At 46.7% G+C, this 18,087-nt stretch carries 17 protein-coding genes; 8 read left to right on the top strand and 9 right to left on the bottom strand.

The window, feature by feature from the left end; translation table 11 throughout:
* Window positions 1-25 precede the first annotated feature (25 nt).
* The 3 genes from allB to ACLROL_RS01680 all read right to left on the bottom strand — a co-directional run bounded on the left by allB (window position 26) and on the right by ACLROL_RS01680 (window position 4,205).
* Complete coding sequence (gene allB / locus ACLROL_RS01690) at window positions 26-1,399, bottom strand: allantoinase AllB (protein WP_087202728.1); 1,374 nt, start codon at window positions 1,397-1,399, stop codon at window positions 26-28.
* Window positions 1,400-1,450: 51 nt separating this feature from the next.
* Window positions 1,451-2,638: a dihydroorotase gene (locus ACLROL_RS01685; protein ID WP_087211470.1), complete on the bottom strand. Its 1,188-nt coding sequence runs from the start codon at window positions 2,636-2,638 to the stop codon at window positions 1,451-1,453.
* A 313-nt stretch (window positions 2,639-2,951) separates the two neighbouring features.
* Window positions 2,952-4,205, bottom strand: a complete 1,254-nt coding sequence (locus ACLROL_RS01680; RefSeq protein WP_087202732.1) for a dicarboxylate/amino acid:cation symporter — start codon at window positions 4,203-4,205, stop codon at window positions 2,952-2,954.
* A 266-nt stretch (window positions 4,206-4,471) separates the two neighbouring features.
* On the opposite strand from ACLROL_RS01680, the gene ACLROL_RS01675 reads away from it, so the two are divergent.
* Complete coding sequence (locus ACLROL_RS01675; protein WP_087211467.1) at window positions 4,472-5,335, top strand: DUF2877 domain-containing protein; 864 nt, start codon at window positions 4,472-4,474, stop codon at window positions 5,333-5,335.
* Here the strand turns inward: ACLROL_RS01675 and ACLROL_RS01670 are convergent.
* Both ACLROL_RS01670 and ACLROL_RS01665 read right to left on the bottom strand, forming a co-directional pair.
* Window positions 5,301-6,533 (bottom strand): pyridoxal-phosphate-dependent aminotransferase family protein, encoded by a 1,233-nt coding sequence (locus ACLROL_RS01670; RefSeq protein WP_087202736.1) that lies wholly within the window; start codon window positions 6,531-6,533, stop codon window positions 5,301-5,303. The two genes, ACLROL_RS01675 and ACLROL_RS01670, sit on opposite strands and share 35 nt — an antisense overlap.
* A gap of 106 nt (window positions 6,534-6,639) precedes the next feature.
* Complete coding sequence (locus tag ACLROL_RS01665) at window positions 6,640-7,014, bottom strand: Crp/Fnr family transcriptional regulator (protein WP_413067226.1); 375 nt, start codon at window positions 7,012-7,014, stop codon at window positions 6,640-6,642.
* A gap of 79 nt (window positions 7,015-7,093) precedes the next feature.
* Between ACLROL_RS01665 and ACLROL_RS01660 the strand changes: the two genes are divergently transcribed.
* The 5 genes from ACLROL_RS01660 to ACLROL_RS01640 all read left to right on the top strand — a co-directional run bounded on the left by ACLROL_RS01660 (window position 7,094) and on the right by ACLROL_RS01640 (window position 12,816).
* Window positions 7,094-7,777, top strand: coding sequence for an MATE family efflux transporter (locus ACLROL_RS01660; RefSeq protein ID WP_413067225.1), 684 nt, complete (start codon window positions 7,094-7,096; stop codon window positions 7,775-7,777).
* A gap of 108 nt (window positions 7,778-7,885) precedes the next feature.
* Window positions 7,886-9,034 (top strand): DUF3798 domain-containing protein, encoded by a 1,149-nt coding sequence (locus ACLROL_RS01655; RefSeq protein WP_087202739.1) that lies wholly within the window; start codon window positions 7,886-7,888, stop codon window positions 9,032-9,034.
* 131 nt (window positions 9,035-9,165) lie between these two features.
* Window positions 9,166-10,746: a sugar ABC transporter ATP-binding protein gene (locus ACLROL_RS01650; RefSeq protein ID WP_087202792.1), complete on the top strand. Its 1,581-nt coding sequence runs from the start codon at window positions 9,166-9,168 to the stop codon at window positions 10,744-10,746.
* Complete coding sequence (locus ACLROL_RS01645) at window positions 10,736-11,761, top strand: ABC transporter permease subunit (protein ID WP_087202740.1); 1,026 nt, start codon at window positions 10,736-10,738, stop codon at window positions 11,759-11,761. The genes ACLROL_RS01650 and ACLROL_RS01645 overlap by 11 nt, the downstream gene beginning before the upstream one ends.
* A complete protein-coding gene (locus tag ACLROL_RS01640; RefSeq protein WP_413067224.1) occupies window positions 11,758-12,816 on the top strand; it encodes an ABC transporter permease subunit in 1,059 nt (352 codons plus the stop codon). Before ACLROL_RS01645 ends, ACLROL_RS01640 begins: the two co-directional genes overlap by 4 nt.
* Window positions 12,817-12,837: 21 nt before the next feature.
* Here the strand turns inward: ACLROL_RS01640 and ACLROL_RS01635 are convergent, their stop codons facing one another.
* From ACLROL_RS01635 to ACLROL_RS01620, 4 genes are read right to left on the bottom strand one after another with little or no spacing between them, the layout of a single operon-like run.
* Window positions 12,838-14,208 (bottom strand): citrate/2-methylcitrate synthase, encoded by a 1,371-nt coding sequence (locus ACLROL_RS01635; protein WP_413067223.1) that lies wholly within the window; start codon window positions 14,206-14,208, stop codon window positions 12,838-12,840.
* A 20-nt stretch (window positions 14,209-14,228) separates the two neighbouring features.
* On the bottom strand, window positions 14,229-14,912 hold the full coding sequence (locus ACLROL_RS01630) for a TIGR00266 family protein (protein WP_413067222.1): 684 nt from the start codon (window positions 14,910-14,912) through the stop codon (window positions 14,229-14,231).
* 27 nt (window positions 14,913-14,939) lie between these two features.
* Window positions 14,940-15,827, bottom strand: a complete 888-nt coding sequence (gene rsmA / locus ACLROL_RS01625) for a 16S rRNA (adenine(1518)-N(6)/adenine(1519)-N(6))-dimethyltransferase RsmA (protein ID WP_087202746.1) — start codon at window positions 15,825-15,827, stop codon at window positions 14,940-14,942.
* A gap of 43 nt (window positions 15,828-15,870) precedes the next feature.
* Window positions 15,871-16,656, bottom strand: coding sequence for a TatD family hydrolase (locus ACLROL_RS01620; protein ID WP_087202748.1), 786 nt, complete (start codon window positions 16,654-16,656; stop codon window positions 15,871-15,873).
* A gap of 91 nt (window positions 16,657-16,747) precedes the next feature.
* Between ACLROL_RS01620 and ACLROL_RS01615 the strand changes: the two genes are divergently transcribed.
* Together ACLROL_RS01615 and glsA are read left to right on the top strand one after the other, a co-directional pair.
* Window positions 16,748-17,041 carry a hypothetical protein gene (locus ACLROL_RS01615; protein WP_087202750.1) on the top strand — a complete coding sequence of 98 codons (294 nt, stop codon included), beginning with the start codon at window positions 16,748-16,750 and terminating at the stop codon, window positions 17,039-17,041.
* A gap of 84 nt (window positions 17,042-17,125) precedes the next feature.
* Complete coding sequence (gene glsA, locus ACLROL_RS01610; protein ID WP_413067221.1) at window positions 17,126-18,046, top strand: glutaminase A; 921 nt, start codon at window positions 17,126-17,128, stop codon at window positions 18,044-18,046.
* The last annotated feature ends 41 nt before the right edge of the window (window positions 18,047-18,087 follow it).

Genomic DNA, 18,087 nt, shown 5'->3' with positions numbered 1-18,087 from the left:
TTCTCCTTTCCATGTTTCCAGTAGATCAGTCTAATCTTCTGACAAGCTCTCCTACCCCTTTTTCCGCTGTGATCTTTCCATCTTCCGCCACAATATGCCCCCGAATGATGGTGCATACCGGAAGACCTTTTCCTTTCATTCCGACAAATGCTGAGATTTTATTAACATAAAGAAGGGAATCTTCTGTGATCTCCCATTCTTTTTCCGGATCCACGATCAAAAGATCCGCATCAAATCCTGGCTGGATATCTCCTTTTTTGCCGTAGATGCCAAACGCCTTGGCCGGATTTTTGGCTGTCGCCCTGGCAATCGCCGTCGGGCATACATTTCGTTTTACGCAGCCTTCGTAGAAAGCGATCTGGAAAGAATTCTGGATGCCGCTTATGCCTCCCCACACTTCAAATACATTCGTAATCTTTTTGCCAAGGATCTCGTTATATTTTTCATCGTAGGAACATGGAGAGTGGTCGCTGGCGATGCCGCTGAATGTACCGTCTTCCACGTAAGACCAGAGCCGATCTACTTCTTCCTGGCTTCGAAGAGGCGGCGCACACTTAAAGAGCGGCCCGTTCTTTATCACATCCTGATCCGTCAGGCTTAAATAATGGGCGCATGTCTCCGCCGTGATATCGTAACCCTCCTGCTGTGCCTCCTTGATCTTCTGCGCCACATCCGGACTGCTGACATGGCAGATATGGGCTTTGCATCCTGTCGCTTTTGCGATCTCGATGATATCAACAGTGGCCAGCATCTCAGCGATGACCGGTCTGGAATCCAAAAATCCCTGCCAATCCAGACGTCCTTCTCTCATCATCCGCTGTTCCTGCCATTTGATAGTGGAAAAATCTTCACAGTGGAATCCTGCACGTCCTCCAAACTCTTTGATGATCTGCATAGCCTCATACGCCTGTCCATAATTTAAGGAACTATAGTCCGGGGACACCGGTCCTATAAAGGATTTAAAAGCCACGCAGCCTTTATCATGAAGTCCTTTGAGATCTCCCAGATTGTCCGGGATCAGACCTCCCCAGAAACAGTAGTCAACATAGGCGTTCGGCCCGACGATCTCATGTTTGCGATCAAAAAGCTCTGCATTTGTCATGGCAGGTTCATTCTGGAGCGGCATGTCGATGATGGTCGTATATCCCCCGACAGCCGCTGCAGCTGTACCATGCGCGTAGTCTTCCCGCCATTCATATCCCGGATCATTTAAGTGTGCGTGTGTATCAATGGCACCCGGAAATACATATTTCCCGTCCGCATCCACCGTCTTTTGGGCCTGTGCATCCACTCCCGGAGCCAGAATGGCTGCGATTCGTCCATCTTTTACTGCCACTGTACCCTCGTATACTCTTTCTGCTGTCACGATTTTTCCGTTTTTTACCAACAAATCATACATATTCTCAAATCCTTTCCTAAATCTGATATCTGTTTATCGGCGCTTCTCCTTCTATTTTTTTACCGGCTTCACATATTTCCCATACCCGATGGCATCTTGTTCGTACATACCGTCTTTTGCGACTACTTTTCCGCGTATAATGGTGTAAACTGGCGCACCTTTTCCTTCCAGCCCATCGAAGCATGTCACGTGTCCTTTTGTAAGCAGTTCTTCCTGCCTGCATGTCCATGCTTTATCCGGATCAACAATGACGATATCTCCGTCAAATCCAAGTTCAAACGCGCCCTTCTTCCCGTACAGTCCAAATACTTTAGCAGGATTGTAGTCCATGACTTTTGCGATCAGGCTTGGACTGAGCCCTTTCTTATGTACTACCATATCAAACATCATTGGCAGGAAGAACTGGATCGAATTGAGGCCTCCCCAGGCATGCCAGATGTCCTTTGTCTCGTTGTCTTTTTCTTCATCAGCAGCCGGAGAATGGTCGCTTCCTACGCAGGAAAGCGTTCCGTCCAGAACATAATCCCAAAGCTTTTCCATGTCCTCTCTTTTTCGCATAGGAGGCGTGCATTTGGCCGGCGCTCCCTTCTCAAAAACAAAGTCTTCTGTAAATCCAAGGTAATGCGGGCAAGTCTCTGCTGTGACTGGAAGCCCTTCATAGATCGCATCTTTTACTGCCTGCGCCACCATCGGATGGCTCACATGGCAAATGTGCACCCTTCCGCCGGTAGCTCTGGCCATATCGATCACATTCTTGGTCGCCACATACTCTGTCCACACATCATGCGCATCCAGGAAGTCTCTTATCTTTTCTTCTTTCGTCCTCCCTTCTTTTCCCTTCGCTTCCCTTTCTCTTTCCAGTACCTGTCCGTACTCTTCACAGTGAAATCCACATAATGCACCGTATGGTTTCAGAATCTCAAGCGCTTTCCTTACATTTCCCATATTGACCGTCGGGAAAAGATCCCCGTTGGGACAAGTGCATCCTGCCGCAGCTGCAGCTCTGGATCCTGTCTCAAAATCTTCCCTGTATTCAAATCCAGGTTCGTTCAAATGAGCATGGCAGTCTATGATCCCTGGAAAAACATAATTTCCCTTTGCATCTATGACTTCTTTTGCCTCCGCCTCGGTCCCTTTTTCCAAAAACGCACTGTAAATCCCGTTTTTTATTGCAATATCAGCTTCATAGATACGGTCCGGAGTGACCAGTTTCCCATTTTTCACGATCAAATCGTACATCTTTTCCCCTCCTGCACAAGAATTTTTTCAAAATTCTTTTTCAATCTATATGTATACTAATAACTTTATTAGATTACAGAAAAAAAAGCAATGGCACGAAAGCTAAAAAAATATTTTGTTTTTATCTATCGTGTATAAAACCCAAACCTCTTTGTGTCATTTTTTGTATTTGAAGATACAATTTTGATATTTTTTTAACATAATAAGGGCACTCTTCCTTATTTCCCTTGGTCAAACAAAGAGCACTGGCGACAAGCGCCAGTGCTCACGTACGATTATTATAAATGCTTATAAAATATTTGTCAACCGCCTTTTATTTTGCGTATTTGACAGTTTTCTTTTCGTTGTAAACATCACGGTCCAGTTCGCCGATCTTATTGGCAACAAGCATACCTACCATAACGTCTATGTCTACATTCATCAATGTTCGGAACATTCCTGCAAACCAGTCGATACCGATAAGTACGGCGATACTGTCCATTGAAAGGCCGAGGGAGGAAGCAAGGAACGTATAGACGATCACAGATCCGCCCGGAACAGAGATCGTTCCCATACACATGAGACAGGAAAGAAGGATCGCCATTCCCATCTGGTATACGCTCAGCTCAATACCTGTAGCCTGAGCCATAAAGAAGATCGCTACCACGTAACACTGTGCGGCACCGCAGCTGTTCATGGACATCGTGATCGGTCCTGTGAAGTCCGCCACTTTACGGCTTACACCGAATTTCTCCACTGCATCTTCCATCTTTGTCGGAAGACAGATTGCTCCGGATGTAGTCGTCACTGCCATGATGGACATCTTGGCAAATTTCTTCGGCATCTTAAACAGATTGACCTTGCAGAGCGTCGCTGTAAGAGGTCCGAACACAAGGAACTGGATCGCATCCCCCACGAGAAGCACTCCGAGGAATTTGAGCATCTGAATGATGATCTTAGGTCCGGTGGAGCCTGCCACATCCGCCAGAAGACAGAAGATACCAATCGGAGCCACTGTCATGACGATCTTGATGATGTTTGTGATGATACTGTTGATTCCCACTACGAAATCTGCGATATTCCGGTTGCCTGTATGTTTTGTATACTGTCCCATGGCAACACCGAAGAACAGCGCGAATACGATACATGGAACCATGGATCCTTCCGCCATCGCCTGGATCACGTTTGTCGGGACAAAGTTGGTAAGTGTCTCCTGGAGAGATGCGGACGCTACTGTCGCCTCAGCAATCTCTTCTGCACTTGAGAGATCCGCTCCAACACCCGGCTTTACAATTAAGGATAATACCACTCCAAGAGCTGCTGAGAATACCGTAAATCCGATGATCCATTTAAATGTATGGAATCCCATCTTTCCGACATCCCTTCCGTCTCCGCTTCCTACAGCCCCCGCCACGGCGGACATTACAAGAATGACGACAGACATCTGAATCAAGCGCAGGAAAATATCCCCGATAAATTTCAGATTCGATGCCCACGGGCCTACGATACTACCGAAAACAAGACCGCCTATAGTCGCAAGAAGAATCTGCGTCGTAAGCGATATTGAAAATTTTTTCTTTTTTTCCATCAAGCTTTCCTTCCTTTCTTATACCCATAGATGTTCGCGCTCGCAGGCGCAATAAAGTCGGACCGGCCAGTCACTTTACTTATTACATATTCTAATGGATAACATTAGGAAAAGCAATGTAGAAAACAAGTAAATTATCCTCTTCTTTTTATCCATTGTGTATAATTTGCCGAATTTCATTTGTCCTTTTCTCGTCTTTTTGCTACAATCTTTTTTAGATTGTTAGACCGGAGTGACTATCGGATCCTCCGCGGAAAGGAAAACTTATGAAAATCAAAATTACGTCTTTTTCCACTTACGCCCTCTCCATACTCTGTTCTTGCGGACACGGTTTTATACACTCCGTATACCGTAAGACTGTAAATATACAGATAGGCGCTTCCCTCCTGGCCTTGCAGTCATCCCCGTCCCCTCAGTCTCCGCTGAGTCTTATGACGGAGCTGACTTCGGATCAGATAGAATCCTTATCTTTTTTGCCTGGCCAGCGCGTGGAAGTGATGCCGGAAGAGATTTGCATTTTTACAGGGACCAACGTCTTTTGCTTTGATTGTTCTGGCGCTTCTGTTTTTGATTCTCTTCTTTTGCCGTGCAGTCATCTTTCCTGGACCCGTTTTCTGCGGCCAGCGCTTTCCGGCTCCACATCTACGGGTTTTTGTCTTCTCTTTACAGATTCGAAAGAAGATGCGCCTGGAGATCAGTTTCTTATAAATAAAGCTGCCATGAGTAAACTCATGGCAGCTTCGGATCATTTTTATAAAGAAGATTATCCTTCCTCCGCTTTTATATTAAGCGGTCTCATCGGTCTTGGTATCGGCTTGACCCCAAGCGGGGATGATTTTCTGTGCGGCGTACTTGCCGGTCTCATCCTTACCGGACACGAACAGCATCCATTTTCCTCTTGTCTGAGAGAAGCGGTCGCTTCGCATCTGACAGATACAAACGACATCAGCCGCTCTTTTCTGTCCTGCGCTCTGGAAGGGCACTTCAGCCGTCCTGTCAAAGAGCTTGTATACGCCTCCTCCCCGAAAGAGATTCAGACCTCTTTTGGCGAAGTAGGCCATTCCTCAGGGATGGACACCTTGTGCGGAATCTTGTTTATCTGTTCTCTGCTTCTTGATAAACGTCCATAGCAGCGGCTACAGCTTCTCCGGATGAGACTTTGACTCCATTTCTTCTCATGACTGCTTCCAGTGCTCCGAGAAGGATCAGAATATTTCTCTTCTGGCTGGAGTATCCCATGTTTCCGATACGGAGGATTTTTCCATCCAGCGGTCCAAAAGAAGTGGCGATCTCGATTCCAAATTCATCCAGCATCATACCGCGGATGGCCTTTCCATCGGCGCCGTCCGGGATATTGATGGCTGTGACAACCGGCATCTTGTGCTTCAGATCCCCGAAGATCGTAAGTCCCATAGCCTGAAGCCCTGCTACAAGCGCTCTGTCGTTGAGGCTGTGTCTTGCAAATCTTGCCTCAAGCGTCTCATTTACGATACATCTGAGTGCTTCGTGCACGGCATACTGCATGCTCGTAGCCTCTGTATGGTGGTTGAGTCTTCTCGGACTCCAGTAGTCCTCAAGCTGTCCCAGATCCAAATAGTTGCTTGGTATGCGCACAAGGCCGCCGTCCACATCATCGGATGTACGGATTCCTTTTTCTACACGTTTTCTGGCTTTTACGATATCCTCGATCTGCTGATTGTATGTGATCAGGGCAGATCCTGACGGAGCGGAAATACATTTCTGTGTTCCGGAGATACATGCGGACAGTTTCCAGTCATCCACTTTCACATCCACGCCTCCCAGTGTTGCTACCGCGTCAACGATCAGAAGCGCTCCGTATCTTTCACAGATTTCTCCAAGCTCTTCCAAAGGCTGCATCATGGAAGTAGAGGTTTCACCGTGGATGCAGGCAACTGCTTTGTAGCTGTCTTTCTTCAATGCATCTTCGATCTCCTGCGGATCGAATACGGTTCCCCACTCTTTTTCCAGAAGGGTAATATCTGCCCCACAGCGCTCCAAGATCTCAGCGAGCAGGTATCCGAAACGTCCAAATGCCGGGATGAGCACCTTATCTCCCGGACAGATCGCTCCGGTCAGCACGGTTTCCAGACCTCCTCTTGACGTAGTATCCACTACATAAGTCTGGCGGTTCTTTGTCTGGAACACATAACGTTCCATTTCCATCGTCTCATTCATAAGAGCGGTAAATTCCGGATCAAATTGTCCCAGGATATGTGCGCTCATGGCACGAAGGACTCTTGGATCAGCTTCCACCGGGCCCGGTGTCATCAGCATACGTGGGGATGGGTTGATTTCTTTATACTGCATATTCATTTCTCCTTTTGCCTTTCTATTCCGTTATGAAATGCTTCACTTTGCTAAAGTCAAAACATTATTTATTATAATTACCCCACGCTGTTTTCGCAAGCTCTTTTTATCTTATCTTTTCACACAGATTTGTTTCGTAAGGTACTGGGCGGATGAGAATGATCAAATAATCCCGGTTCAAAATCCGAATCTTCTTATAGGAAGTAGATACGATCCCTTGCTCTTTCCATTCATTCAATACTCTTGTGACCGTTACACGGTTCAGTCCCAGGGAAATACCCAGCTCTTCCTGTGTATACGGTATACTTGTCCTTGTCACTCCCCGGTCCGGATCCGGGTACGACGTCTCGTGAAGCAGAAAACTCGCAATTTTCTGGTACCGGTCATACAATGTGATTCTTCTGAGCTGCTCCACAAGATGATTGCATGTCCTGGACAAAAGCTTGAGCATTATCTTCATCAGTTCTCTGGATTCTTCCATTTCATCTCAAGGAATCAGTATGGTCATTGCCATTTTTTACCTAAACCGAAAAAATTTCGTCTGTCGGTTTTCAAGGAAAATGCTGAGGATAGACAGAGCACTTCTGAAAGAGCTGGTCCTTGTGGGAATCCCAGTTTCTTTCCAGGAATGCATTGTTCGCTTTTTTTTCTTATATTTGACATCCATCACAAACAGTTTCGGGATTTACACTGCATCTGCAGTGGGCGTGGCAAGCAAATACGATGTATTTGCCATGCTTCCGGCTACTTCCATATCCAACGCACTTGCAGCCCTCACTGCGCAAAATATGGGCGCCGGAAAACCAGAACGCGCCAGAACTTTCCTTCACTATGGCATGACAACAGCATTTGCCTGTTCCCTGGCTTTCTTTGCCTGGGCACAGATTTCCCCGCAGACAATGATCAGCATCTTTTCATCCGATCCGAATGTAATTTCTGTCGGAATTCCGTTTCTGCGGGCATGCAGTTTGGACTACCTTGCCGTTTCCTTTTTATTCTGCCTGAACGGATATTTAAATGGCTGCGAAAAGACACTGTTTACGATGGCAAACTGTTGCTGCGGCGCTTTGCTGATCCGCGTCCCTCTTCTGGCCATGCTGATCTATAACAATGTACACTCACTTCTGTATTACGGGCTTGTATCGCCATTTTCTTCTGTGGCCATGCTTGGTGTGATCTGTTTGTATATGACTTATCAAAGCAGGAAATCCGGTGTCCCTCCTATTTATAGAAAAGCCGTATAGCTGTTATAATAATTAACTATAGCAGAACGTTCACAGTTTGTTGACAGTTTGTGTTTCCGCCGATATACTTAGTCTTACTACATTCATATAACAAAGGAGAGAGTGCATATGAGGAAAAAATTAGCTGTGCTTTTGGCATGCGTCATGGTATTTTCCATGTTCTTAACTGCATGCGGCAACAGCAGTGAAGAAACAAAGGAGAAAAAGCAGACAGAGACTGCTTCTGAAGATGAGTATCATGTAGCTATCGTTACCCCTACATTATCTGTAAGTGAAGATGAGTTCCGTGCAGGACAGCAGCTGGAAGAGCAGTATCCAGATATCGTGCAGCATCTTGTCCTCCCGGAAAAATTTGATACAGAGATTGAAGGATGCATCAGTACGATCGTATCCGCTGCCGATGACCCGCTTATGAAAGCAGTTGTCGTTATCTCCGGACAGTCAGGCCTGATCCCTGCTTTCCAGCAGATCAAAGAGAAGAACCCGGATATCATCACGATCTCTGCCCCTATTTACGACGAACCGGATATGATGGCAGAGTATATCGATCTGAATCTTGACATGGACGCCCTGAGAAGAGGAGAGACAATCCCGACAAAGGCACATGAAATGGGAGCAAAAACATTTATCCACTATTCCTTCCCTACACATCTTGCAAAACCACTTATCACTGCAAGAAAAGACAAGATGAAAGAAACTTGTGAAAAACTCGGCATGGAATTTGTGGAAGTGATCACTCCAGACCCGCAGACCGGAAACGGACCGGAAGCTATGCAGCAGTTCCTCCGTGAAGATATTCCGCGGCAGATTGAAAAATACGGCACAGACACAAATATTTTCGGATCCAACTGCCCGATGTACGATGTCATCATCGACGAAGCTCTGAAGCTGAAATTTACAGTCGCAGAACAGTGCTGCCCGACACCTACACAGGCATTCCCGACAGTTCTCGGACTTGAGATCTCTGAAGAAGATGCGACAAACTTCGACAAGATCAACGAGATGATCGCTGAAAAGGTAGACGCTGCAGGTATGAAGGGACGCCTTTCCGGCTGGCCGATTCCATCCACTATCTTTCTTCCGAAATTTGGTGTGGAAGTTGCAATGGAAATGATCACAAATCCGGATTTTGATCCGAACAGTGCTGAAAATCTCGGCAAGCTTGCCAAGGAGAAATTCGATCTGGAGGTAGATTTCCAGCAGTACGAAGACTACGAAAACTATTACATGTTTATCATGGAAGACATTTATTACTAAACCTCACATAATAATATCCCTGTTGGAATCAACGCTTCTACCATCTCGATTTTCCAACAGGGATATTTTTTCCTGCATATGGTATAATGGATATGCCATATGAAAAACCATTTCCGAAAAGAGAGGAAAAAATGAAAAAAAATATACTGGAGATAAAAAATCTGACAAAATATTTCGGCCAGAACAAGGTACTCCGCGAAGTCAATCTGTCTATCGAAAGAGGAAAGATCCATGGACTTGTAGGTGCAAACGGATCTGGGAAAAGCACTATCATGAACATTCTCTTCGGTAACAGCGTCATCTCGGAGACTGGTGGATACGAAGGCGAAATCCTTCTGGATGGGGAACCGATCCGTATCCGTTCGACACGGGATGCTATGAAATACGGATTCGGTATGATCCATCAGGAGTTTATCCTGATTCCCGACATGACAGTGGCCGAAAATATCAAGCTTACAAGAGAAAATACAAAGAAAGGAGCCAGCCGGATCCTGGGACACGAACTTTCCTACATCGACAAAGCACAGGATCAGGAAGACGCTTCATCTGTTCTAAAGGAACTTGGCTTTTCTATCGACTGTTCCTATCTTGTGAAAAATCTCTCCACAAACGCAAAGCAGTTTGTGGAGATCGCCAGGGAGCTGGACAAAAAAAATCTGAAGTTCCTCCTCCTGGACGAGCCCACCGCCGTGCTGAATGATGAGGATTCCCGCCGCCTCATGGATGTCCTGAAAAAACTTGCCTCAAAGGGTACATCCATCCTTTTCTGTTCTCACAGACTCCATGAGATATGTGAGCTCTGTGATACTGTCACTGTGATCCGTGACGGCAATATCATCTCGGAATATCAAAAAGAAAACATGTCTATCCCGGCGCTGGCCACAGACATGATCGGTTACGACATTCATGAAGCTGTCCAAAAACCGCGCATGATAAAAGAGGAATCCATTCTTTCGTTCCGCGATTTTTCCGTTCAAATGCCCGGAGAGCAGCTGCACGGCATCCATCTGGACGTAAAAAAAGGAGAAATACTTGGCCTTACAAGCCTGTCCGGTCACGGAAAGCTGGCCCCTGGATACGGCGTCCTTGGTATTTATCCGTCATCCGGCAGTATCTTGTTTGAAGGAGAAAATCTGGATCTTTCCGACACAGGAAAGACCATAGAAAAAGGAATTTTTCTTCTGCCGGATGACCGAAAAAATATGGGCCTTCTCCTGGATCATTCCATCCGGGAAAACATCGTATTTTCCGGTTTTTACGGGAAACACCGCTTTTCGAAAAAACTGTTCGGCCCGTTTTCTGTAAGGGATAAAAAATCCATGTCCCGCTATGTCGAAGAACAGATCCGAGAACTTGGCATCAAATGTGAAAATATGAATCAGAAGACAAGGGAATTGAGCGGAGGTAATCAGCAGAAGGTATGCATTGCAAGAGCCGCAGCCGTCCGGCCAAAAGTACTCTTTATTTCAGAACCTACAAGAGGCGTGGATATCGGAGCCAAAGAGAAAATACTGGATGCACTGATCCGGATGAGCCGGGAACAGGGGACTACCATCATCGTCGCTTCCAGCGAACTCGAAGAACTCAAAAGGATCAGCGACCGGATCGCCGTCCTGTGCGAAGGAAAAGTGTCCCGGATTCTTCCGCCGGATGCCTCGGAGGAAGAATTTGCATACGCATATACAGGAGAGGAGGAGCGCTATGACCAATAGATCAAAACTGCCTCAGATTATCATTGCATCATTTATGCTCCTGCTTTTTGTAATGGCAGGATTTCTGAAGATGGATATCCCGGAACTGATCGGGGATTCCTTCACAAAATTTGTCATGAACGGCGTACTTGTCCTGGCCATGATCCCTATGATCAACGCAGGCGCCGGCATGAATTTTGGTCTGCCGGTAGGCATCGTAGCTGGACTCTTGGGCATGTGTATGGCAATCCAGTTCCGTATGACCGGTATTTTCGGCTTCCTCGGAGCGGTGCTCCTGTCTGTGCCTCCCGCGGTCATTCTCGGATTTTTCTATGCCAAGATCCTAAACATGGTCAAAGGAAAGGAAGATATCGCAGCCATCTTTATCGGGTATTCCTTCATCCCGATCATGAATTTTGTATGGACGGTTATCCCGTTCACAAACCGTGAGATGCTCTACCCGGTCGGCGGGGAAGGACTGCGTCCAAAGATCAGCCTGGAGCACTACTTTGGACAAGTGCTGGATAAACTGTGCACAGTCAAAATCGGAGGGATTTCTATCCCGCTTGGACTGATCGGTTTCTACGCGCTCATAGCCCTCTTGATCTACGGATTCTTCAAGACAAAATACGGCACTGTCATGCTGGCGGTGGGCGAAAATGAGCGTTTTTGTCAGCTTTCCGGCATTAAGATCAACCGTGTGCGGACGACCGCCATCATCCTTTCCACCGTCATCGGGGCAGTAGGAATCTGTGTATACGCCCAGAGCTATGGTTTCGTGGAGCTTTACAACGCTCCCCTGTCCCACAGCTTCCCTGCAGTGTCAGCGATCCTCATCGGAGGCTGCATTGGAAGACGAGCCGGCATTTTCCACGCTGTGCTCGGAACGTATCTGTATCAGACGATCTATCTTCTGTCCGCGCCGATCGCAAACGCGATCCTCATCCCTCAGATGTCTGAGATCGTCCGGATGATCATCACGAACGGAATTATCTTATATGCATTCCTGAAACAGGAAAGGAGGAAACGGTCATGAAAAACAGAAACAGAATAAGAAAAGAAGACTTTCTCGTCCCGGCTGCCTTTATACTATTCAGCGTGATCTGCTTTTTTCTGTCCGGGATCAGCTTTCCGTTTCTCGCGGAACAGGTATCACTTCGGTTTATACGGAATATCATCCTTGTCCTCGCCTTGATCCTTCCTATCATGGCAGGGATGGGGCTGAATTTTGCAGTTGTCATCGGTACGATGATCACACAGGCTTCCTTTATCTTCGTACTGAATTTCCAGGTCATGGGAGGATTGGGCGCGGTACTTGTTCTCCTTTTATCTCTTGCATTTGCAGCTTTGTTCGGACTTCTGATCGGGAAACTTCTCAACATGGTCAAAGGAAGAGAGATGGTAACTTCCATCGTCGTTGGGCTTTTGGCAAACTATATCTATCAGTTGATTTTTGTGGCAGGATTCGGCACCCTCATCAAAGTAAACAACGAAAAACTTGTACTTTCTACCGGTATCGGTGTTAAAAACATGGTGGATCTGAAGACGTTCAAAGAAGTGTTCGATCACGTGGGAGTCATAAAGATCGGGGAGGCAAAGATTTCTGTCATCCTTCTCCTCATCATCGCGCTGACCGGAGCCTTCGTCTTTTATCTCATGCGTACTCCTCTCGGACAGAAAATCAAGGCTGTGGGCATGAGCGAAGAACGGGCGGAAAATTCCGGCATCCATGTAAATAAAATCCGGATCATCGTTATCGTCCTCTCTACTGTCATCGCCGCCTTGGGGCAGTTTGTTTACCTTCAGAACATCGGCTCTCTCAATGTGTATACCGAGCATCTGGATACAGAAAAATTCGCCTGCGCCGCACTCCTTGCAGGGGGCGCCAGCATCCGTAAAGCCAATGTTCGCAACGCTTTTATCGGCGTCATTTTGCTTCACACGCTGTTTGTACTCTCCCCTCTTGCGGGAAGAAATACATTTGACAACGCCGCTCTCGGCGAGTATTTCCGAAGCTTCGCCGCATATGGAGTCATCGCTTTCGCGCTGGTCATGAATCTCCGTTTGGAGCGCCAAAAAGAATCCTGCTAATGGTGCAGGATTCTTTTTTGTTTATCTGTCTTCGAGTTTTACATATTCTTTGTAAGGGGCAAGCGGCTTATATGCCGGACGGATGATCTTGTCCACATTCTTCAGCTCTTCCAGTCTGTGCGCACTCCATCCCACGATCCTCGCCGCGGCAAATATCGGCGTGTAAAGCGCCGGAGGGAGATCCAGCATACTGTATACGAGTCCGCTGTAGAAATCCACGTTTGCGTTGACCCCTTTGTAAATCTTTCGCTTTTCCCCGATAATGAGCGGAGCCATATGCTCTACCATTTCATAGAGATTGTATTCTTTTTCATATCCTTTTTCTTTCGCAAGTCGTTTTACAAAATCTTTGAAAATTTCCGCTCTTGGATCAGATACAGAATATACCGCATGACCCATACCATAGATCAAGCCTTTTTTATCAAACGCATCTTTGTCAAGAAGTCTTGTCAGATATGCTGCCACTTCTTCTTTGTCTGTCCAGTCTTTGACTACTTTTTTCATATCGTCGAACATCTGCACGACTTTTACATTGGCTCCGCCGTGCTTCGGTCCTTTCAGGGAAGCCATCGCCGCCGCCATCGTGGAGTATGTATCTGTCCCGGATGATGTGACAACATGAGTTGTAAATGTAGAGTTATTTCCGCCGCCGTGATCCATATGGAGAACGAGAGCCATATCCAGGATCCGTGCCTCAAGCTTCGTATACTTTCTGTCTTCTCTCAGCATCATCAGTATATTTTCCGCTGTGGACAGTTCCGGCTTCGGAGCGTAGATAAAAAGATCCTCTCCCATCTTGTAGTTGTATGCATGATACCCATATACCATGAGCATAGGGAACTGGCTGATCAGATTCAGGCACTGGCGAAGCACATTCTCTGTACTCGTATCATCTGCCTTGCTGTCATAGGAATACAGTTGAAGAATACTTCTCGAAATACTGTTCATCATATCCGGACTGGACGCCTTCATGATCACATCCCGAACAAAGTTTGGCGGCAGCAATCTTCTTTCCACAAGAAGATCATGGAAATCTGAAAGTTCCTTCTCTGTCGGCAAATCTCCGAATAAAAGCAGATAGGAAATTTCTTCAAATCCGTAGTGATCTGCAGCAAGAAAACCGTTTACAAGATCCTTGATATTGTATCCTCTGTAATAGAGTCTGCCAGGGCAAGGTACTTCTTTTCCGTCCACAATCTCCTTGGCACAAACATCCGAAATATTTGTAAGTCCCGCCAGTACGCCTTTTCCGTTCAGATCGCGAAGTCCTCTTTTTACTTCATATTTCGTGTACAGATCTTTTTCGATCTGGTTGTTTTTTTCACTTAACGCGGCGAGTTTTTTGATTTCCGGTGTGATGTCAAACAAAGCTTCTTGAACTGTTTTTACCATAGATGCTCCTCCTTTATCTTTTAATTTTCACTTGACGGAAAGTATGGTCTAAGTACCCCCGCCACATTACTCAGAGGCATAGTCTGCAGCCAGATATGTCCAGGTCCTGTTATAAGTGTATTGAAGATACCCTCTCCTCCAAATACCATATTTTTAATTCCCGACACTGTCTGGATATCCATACTGCAGGATGCGGTCATCGCTGCCAGATACCCAGTGTCCACAACGATACTCTGTCCCGGTTTCAGCTCATATTCCACTACATGGCCGTCAAACTCTGCAAATGCCGTCCCCTGACCGGACAGTCTCTGCATGATAAAACCTTCTCCTCCGAAGATCCCGGAGCCAAGTTTCTTCTGGAAATGGATGCTCAGTTCCACTCCCGCCTCCGCTGCCAGGAATGCACTCTTCTGGAAAATATAATCCTGCCCCGGACCGATCTCGAACGCTTTGATAGATCCCGGAAAGCTGGATGCAAACGCGATCAATCCAGTTCCGTTCTCTGCCGTGTATGTATTCTGGAAAATCGAATCTCCGGAAAACATCCTTCCAAGCGCTTTTCCAAAACCGCCTCTGGCGCCGGTATCCATCCTCATATTAGGAGACATCCAGCTCATGGAACCTCTTTCCGTGATCATCTGCTCTCCCTCTTCCAGATAGCAGACAACTACGGGCAGTGTCTCTCCTTTGATTTCATAACGCATAACTTTCCCTCCTTTTTCTATGTGCTTTTATGTCAAATCGGATTTTCTTCCTTCTCCCATCAGATCACTGAGACGGGCGAATTCCTCCAGTGTAAGAGCCTCGCCGCGGATGCTGGATCCTCTTCCCAGTTTTTCGATCGCTTCCGCTATCTCTTCTTTTGTAAACGAAAGCTCCGGAGAATTGAAAAGACCATTTGCCAATGTCTTTCTCCGCTGATTGAAAGAAGCACGGATCAAGCGGAACATGAGCTTTTCATCCTTTACCTGCACAGGCATGACATCATGCCTCGTAAGCCGGATGACTGCCGATCCGACATTCGGTCTTGGCATAAAACAGTTCGGCGGAACATTCGCCACAATATACGGATCCGCATAAAACTGAACCGCCAGGGACAACGCCCCGTAATCTTTTGTTCCCGGTCCTGCCTGCATGCGGGATGCCACTTCTTTTTGTACCATAACGGTAATACTGGAAAGCGGGACCTGACTTTCAAACAGTCCCATGATGATCGGTGTCGTGATATAATACGGAAGATTTGCAACTACTTTGATAGGCCGGCCGCCGTTTCTCTCTTCTGCCAGCTTTGCGATATCTACCTTCAGGATATCCTCGTTGATTACTGACGCGTTCGGAAAACCGGAAAGTGTATCCTCTAGAATCGGGATCAGCATTCTGTCGATCTCCACTGCCACAACTTCTCTGGCATATTTAGCCAGGTACTGTGTCATCGTTCCGATGCCCGGTCCGATCTCCAGAACAAAATCCTCTTTTGTGATCTCGGCCGCCCGGATAATCTTATCCAGAACATGTGTATCGATCAGGAAGTTCTGGCCGAACTTCTTCTGAAAATTAAAATTGTATTTCTGCAGCACCGCAATCGTATTCTGCGGATTCCCCAAAAATGGCTCTGTCATATGCATTTCCTCTCTTTACCTGTTCTAATCATTATACCACACTTTAGTTCTTCGCATTATTAAAAGAGTGTGAAAAATATATTAATTTTGCGTTCGCTTCTGTCTGGCGGATCACTTCCTCTTTCGATATCCCTTTCAGTTCAGCGATCGCTTCCGCCACATAGTGAATATTTCTGGAATCATTGCGTTTCCCACGGTTCGGCTCCGGCGCCATATATGGGCAGTCCGTCTCAAGAACGATCCGTTCAAGGGGTATCGCTTTTACTGTCTCTTTCAACTTCTTCCCATTCTTAAACGTGACGACACCGCCAACGCCGATATAAAATCCCATCTTCACATACTCAAGGGCAAGTTCTTTTGAGTAAGAATAACAGTGTATAATCCCTTGAAGCCCTTTTGCATGCTGCCGCATGATCTCCATCGTATCTTCAGCGGCATCCCGGCTGTGAATATTGACCGGCATCCCCTTTTCTCTTGCAAGGTCAAGCTGACGGATAAACCAGTATTTCTGAGTCTCTCTGTCCTCCTTGTCCCAGTAGTAGTCCAACCCGATCTCCCCTACTGCGCAGACTTTGTCCATGTCACAAAGACTGGAAAGCTTGGCAAATGTCTCTTCGTTTAATTCTCCGACCTCATCCGGGTGGACGCCGACGGCAGCATAGACGAAAGGATGCCTGCCTGCCAGATCGACCGCCCTTTGGCTGGATGCAAGTGACGCTCCGATCTCCATCACAGTACCTACCCCGGCATCCTTCATTTTACCCAGGAGGTCATCTCGATCCTGGTCAAACTGTTCATCGTTATAATGTGCGTGTGTATCAAAAATCATATGCTTCCTCCGTGAAATTCCTACAAGATGGTTGTATTATAAATAAAAACATACTATAATTCAAATAGAATATCAATAGGAGGGGCATCATATGAACGTATATGATAAAGTAAACAAGACAGAACTTACCGCTACAACAGACGAACTTGTCAAGTTGATGGCACCAGGCGGACGCCAGGTAGATTTGTATTTAAAAGAAAAAAAATCAGACGAAGACGGATACATGACATGGGATGTAGAACACTGGTCAAGCGTAGACGGAAAACGCTTTATCCGCTGCTATTCTCTGGAGGGACGTGTATTGAGCGAATCCACCGGTCATAACATCTACGACCTCAGGGCAGAATTTAAACCGGAAGAGGCTGAAAGAGTTGAGCTCAGCTAAAATTTCAGGAAACGAAGACGGGGCACCAAATCAGTCGCTTCGTCTTCTTTTTTCCCCAGATTTGCAACACGGAGGATACACGATATGTTAAAAGAAGAACTTCTGCAGGATGCGCTCCATTACGGGAAGGCATTTGTTCATATGGGGCAGACCGCCCAGTATATACCAGAGCTGAAAAATGTCAGCAAATATTATCTCGGGATCTGTACGATCGACATGGATGGCAATGTCCTGGAGGCGGGGGATACAAACATTCCTTTTACGATCCAGAGTATCTCCAAGCTGGTATCCCTGATCCTGGCAATCCGGGACTGCGGAGCTGATCATCTCTTCCACGACAAAGTCGGCGTGGAACCGACCGGGGACCCTTTCAATTCCATCGTAAAGCTGGAGACAAAGACACGCCCGTTTAATCCATTTATCAATGCCGGCGCTATTACTGTCGCAAGCCGTATCAGCGGGAAAGATTCCGATGAAAAATTCGGCCGCTTTCTGGACTTCATCCGAAAGCTCTGCCGAAACGAGGAGATCTCCCTCAACACTGCGGTATACGAATCGGAAAAACAGACCGGAGACCGAAACCGGGCGCTTGCTTACTATCTGAAAGCTTCGGGCATCCTGGAAGGCGACGTAGAAGAATGTCTCGACTTCTACTTCAAAATGTGCTCTGTCAACGTCACAGCACACGATATCGCCCATATGAGCCTTGTACTGGCAAACCACGGCGTCGATCCTGCATCCGGAGAAATCCTTATCGAAGCAAAAAGCGCCAAAGCAATCCGTGCTCTCATGCTGACATGCGGCATGTACGACGGATCCGGCGAATTTGCCATGTCCGTAGGCTTTCCGGCAAAGAGCGGTGTAGGCGGCGGGATCGCTGTTCCCCTTGTAAACCACATGGGAATCGGTGTCTTCGGTCCTGCACTGGACAGCAAAGGCAACAGCCTTGGAGGAATCAAGATGCTGGAGTATATCTCCAAAAGACTGGATTACTCTTTATTTTAAAATATACGGGGATAGGGCAGAACATATAAACGACCCTTTCC

Origin of the sequence: Sellimonas sp., assembly GCF_047234585.1 — a bacterium.
Lineage (GTDB): Bacteria > Bacillota > Clostridia > Lachnospirales > Lachnospiraceae > Sellimonas > Sellimonas caecigallum.
Note: the sequence above shows the minus strand (reverse complement) of the source record. Positions and strands in the feature narration are given on the sequence as shown.

Bases quoted from the DNA above. Each gene is read 5' to 3' on its own strand.
- ACLROL_RS01620 (WP_087202748.1), bottom strand. From the start codon at position 16,656: ATGATTTTTGATACACACGCACATTATAACGATGAACAGTTTGACCAG.
- ACLROL_RS01670 (WP_087202736.1), bottom strand. From the start codon at position 6,533: ATGCAGTATAAAGAAATCAACCCATCCCCACGTATGCTGATGACACCG.
- ACLROL_RS01675 (WP_087211467.1), top strand. From the start codon at position 4,472: ATGAAAATCAAAATTACGTCTTTTTCCACTTACGCCCTCTCCATACTC.
- ACLROL_RS01680 (WP_087202732.1), bottom strand. From the start codon at position 4,205: ATGGAAAAAAAGAAAAAATTTTCAATATCGCTTACGACGCAGATTCTT.
- ACLROL_RS01630 (WP_413067222.1), bottom strand. From the start codon at position 14,912: ATGCGTTATGAAATCAAAGGAGAGACACTGCCCGTAGTTGTCTGCTAT.
- ACLROL_RS01685 (WP_087211470.1), bottom strand. From the start codon at position 2,638: ATGTACGATTTGATCGTGAAAAATGGGAAACTGGTCACTCCGGACCGT.
- ACLROL_RS01665 (WP_413067226.1), bottom strand. From the start codon at position 7,014: ATGGAAGAATCCAGAGAACTGATGAAGATAATGCTCAAGCTTTTGTCC.
- ACLROL_RS01655 (WP_087202739.1), top strand. From the start codon at position 7,886: ATGAGGAAAAAATTAGCTGTGCTTTTGGCATGCGTCATGGTATTTTCC.
- rsmA (WP_087202746.1), bottom strand. From the start codon at position 15,827: ATGACAGAGCCATTTTTGGGGAATCCGCAGAATACGATTGCGGTGCTG.
- glsA (WP_413067221.1), top strand. From the start codon at position 17,126: ATGTTAAAAGAAGAACTTCTGCAGGATGCGCTCCATTACGGGAAGGCA.
- ACLROL_RS01660 (WP_413067225.1), top strand. From the start codon at position 7,094: ATGCTGAGGATAGACAGAGCACTTCTGAAAGAGCTGGTCCTTGTGGGA.
- ACLROL_RS01635 (WP_413067223.1), bottom strand. From the start codon at position 14,208: ATGGTAAAAACAGTTCAAGAAGCTTTGTTTGACATCACACCGGAAATC.
- ACLROL_RS01650 (WP_087202792.1), top strand. From the start codon at position 9,166: ATGAAAAAAAATATACTGGAGATAAAAAATCTGACAAAATATTTCGGC.
- ACLROL_RS01640 (WP_413067224.1), top strand. From the start codon at position 11,758: ATGAAAAACAGAAACAGAATAAGAAAAGAAGACTTTCTCGTCCCGGCT.
- ACLROL_RS01645 (WP_087202740.1), top strand. From the start codon at position 10,736: ATGACCAATAGATCAAAACTGCCTCAGATTATCATTGCATCATTTATG.
- allB (WP_087202728.1), bottom strand. From the start codon at position 1,399: ATGTATGATTTGTTGGTAAAAAACGGAAAAATCGTGACAGCAGAAAGA.
- ACLROL_RS01615 (WP_087202750.1), top strand. From the start codon at position 16,748: ATGAACGTATATGATAAAGTAAACAAGACAGAACTTACCGCTACAACA.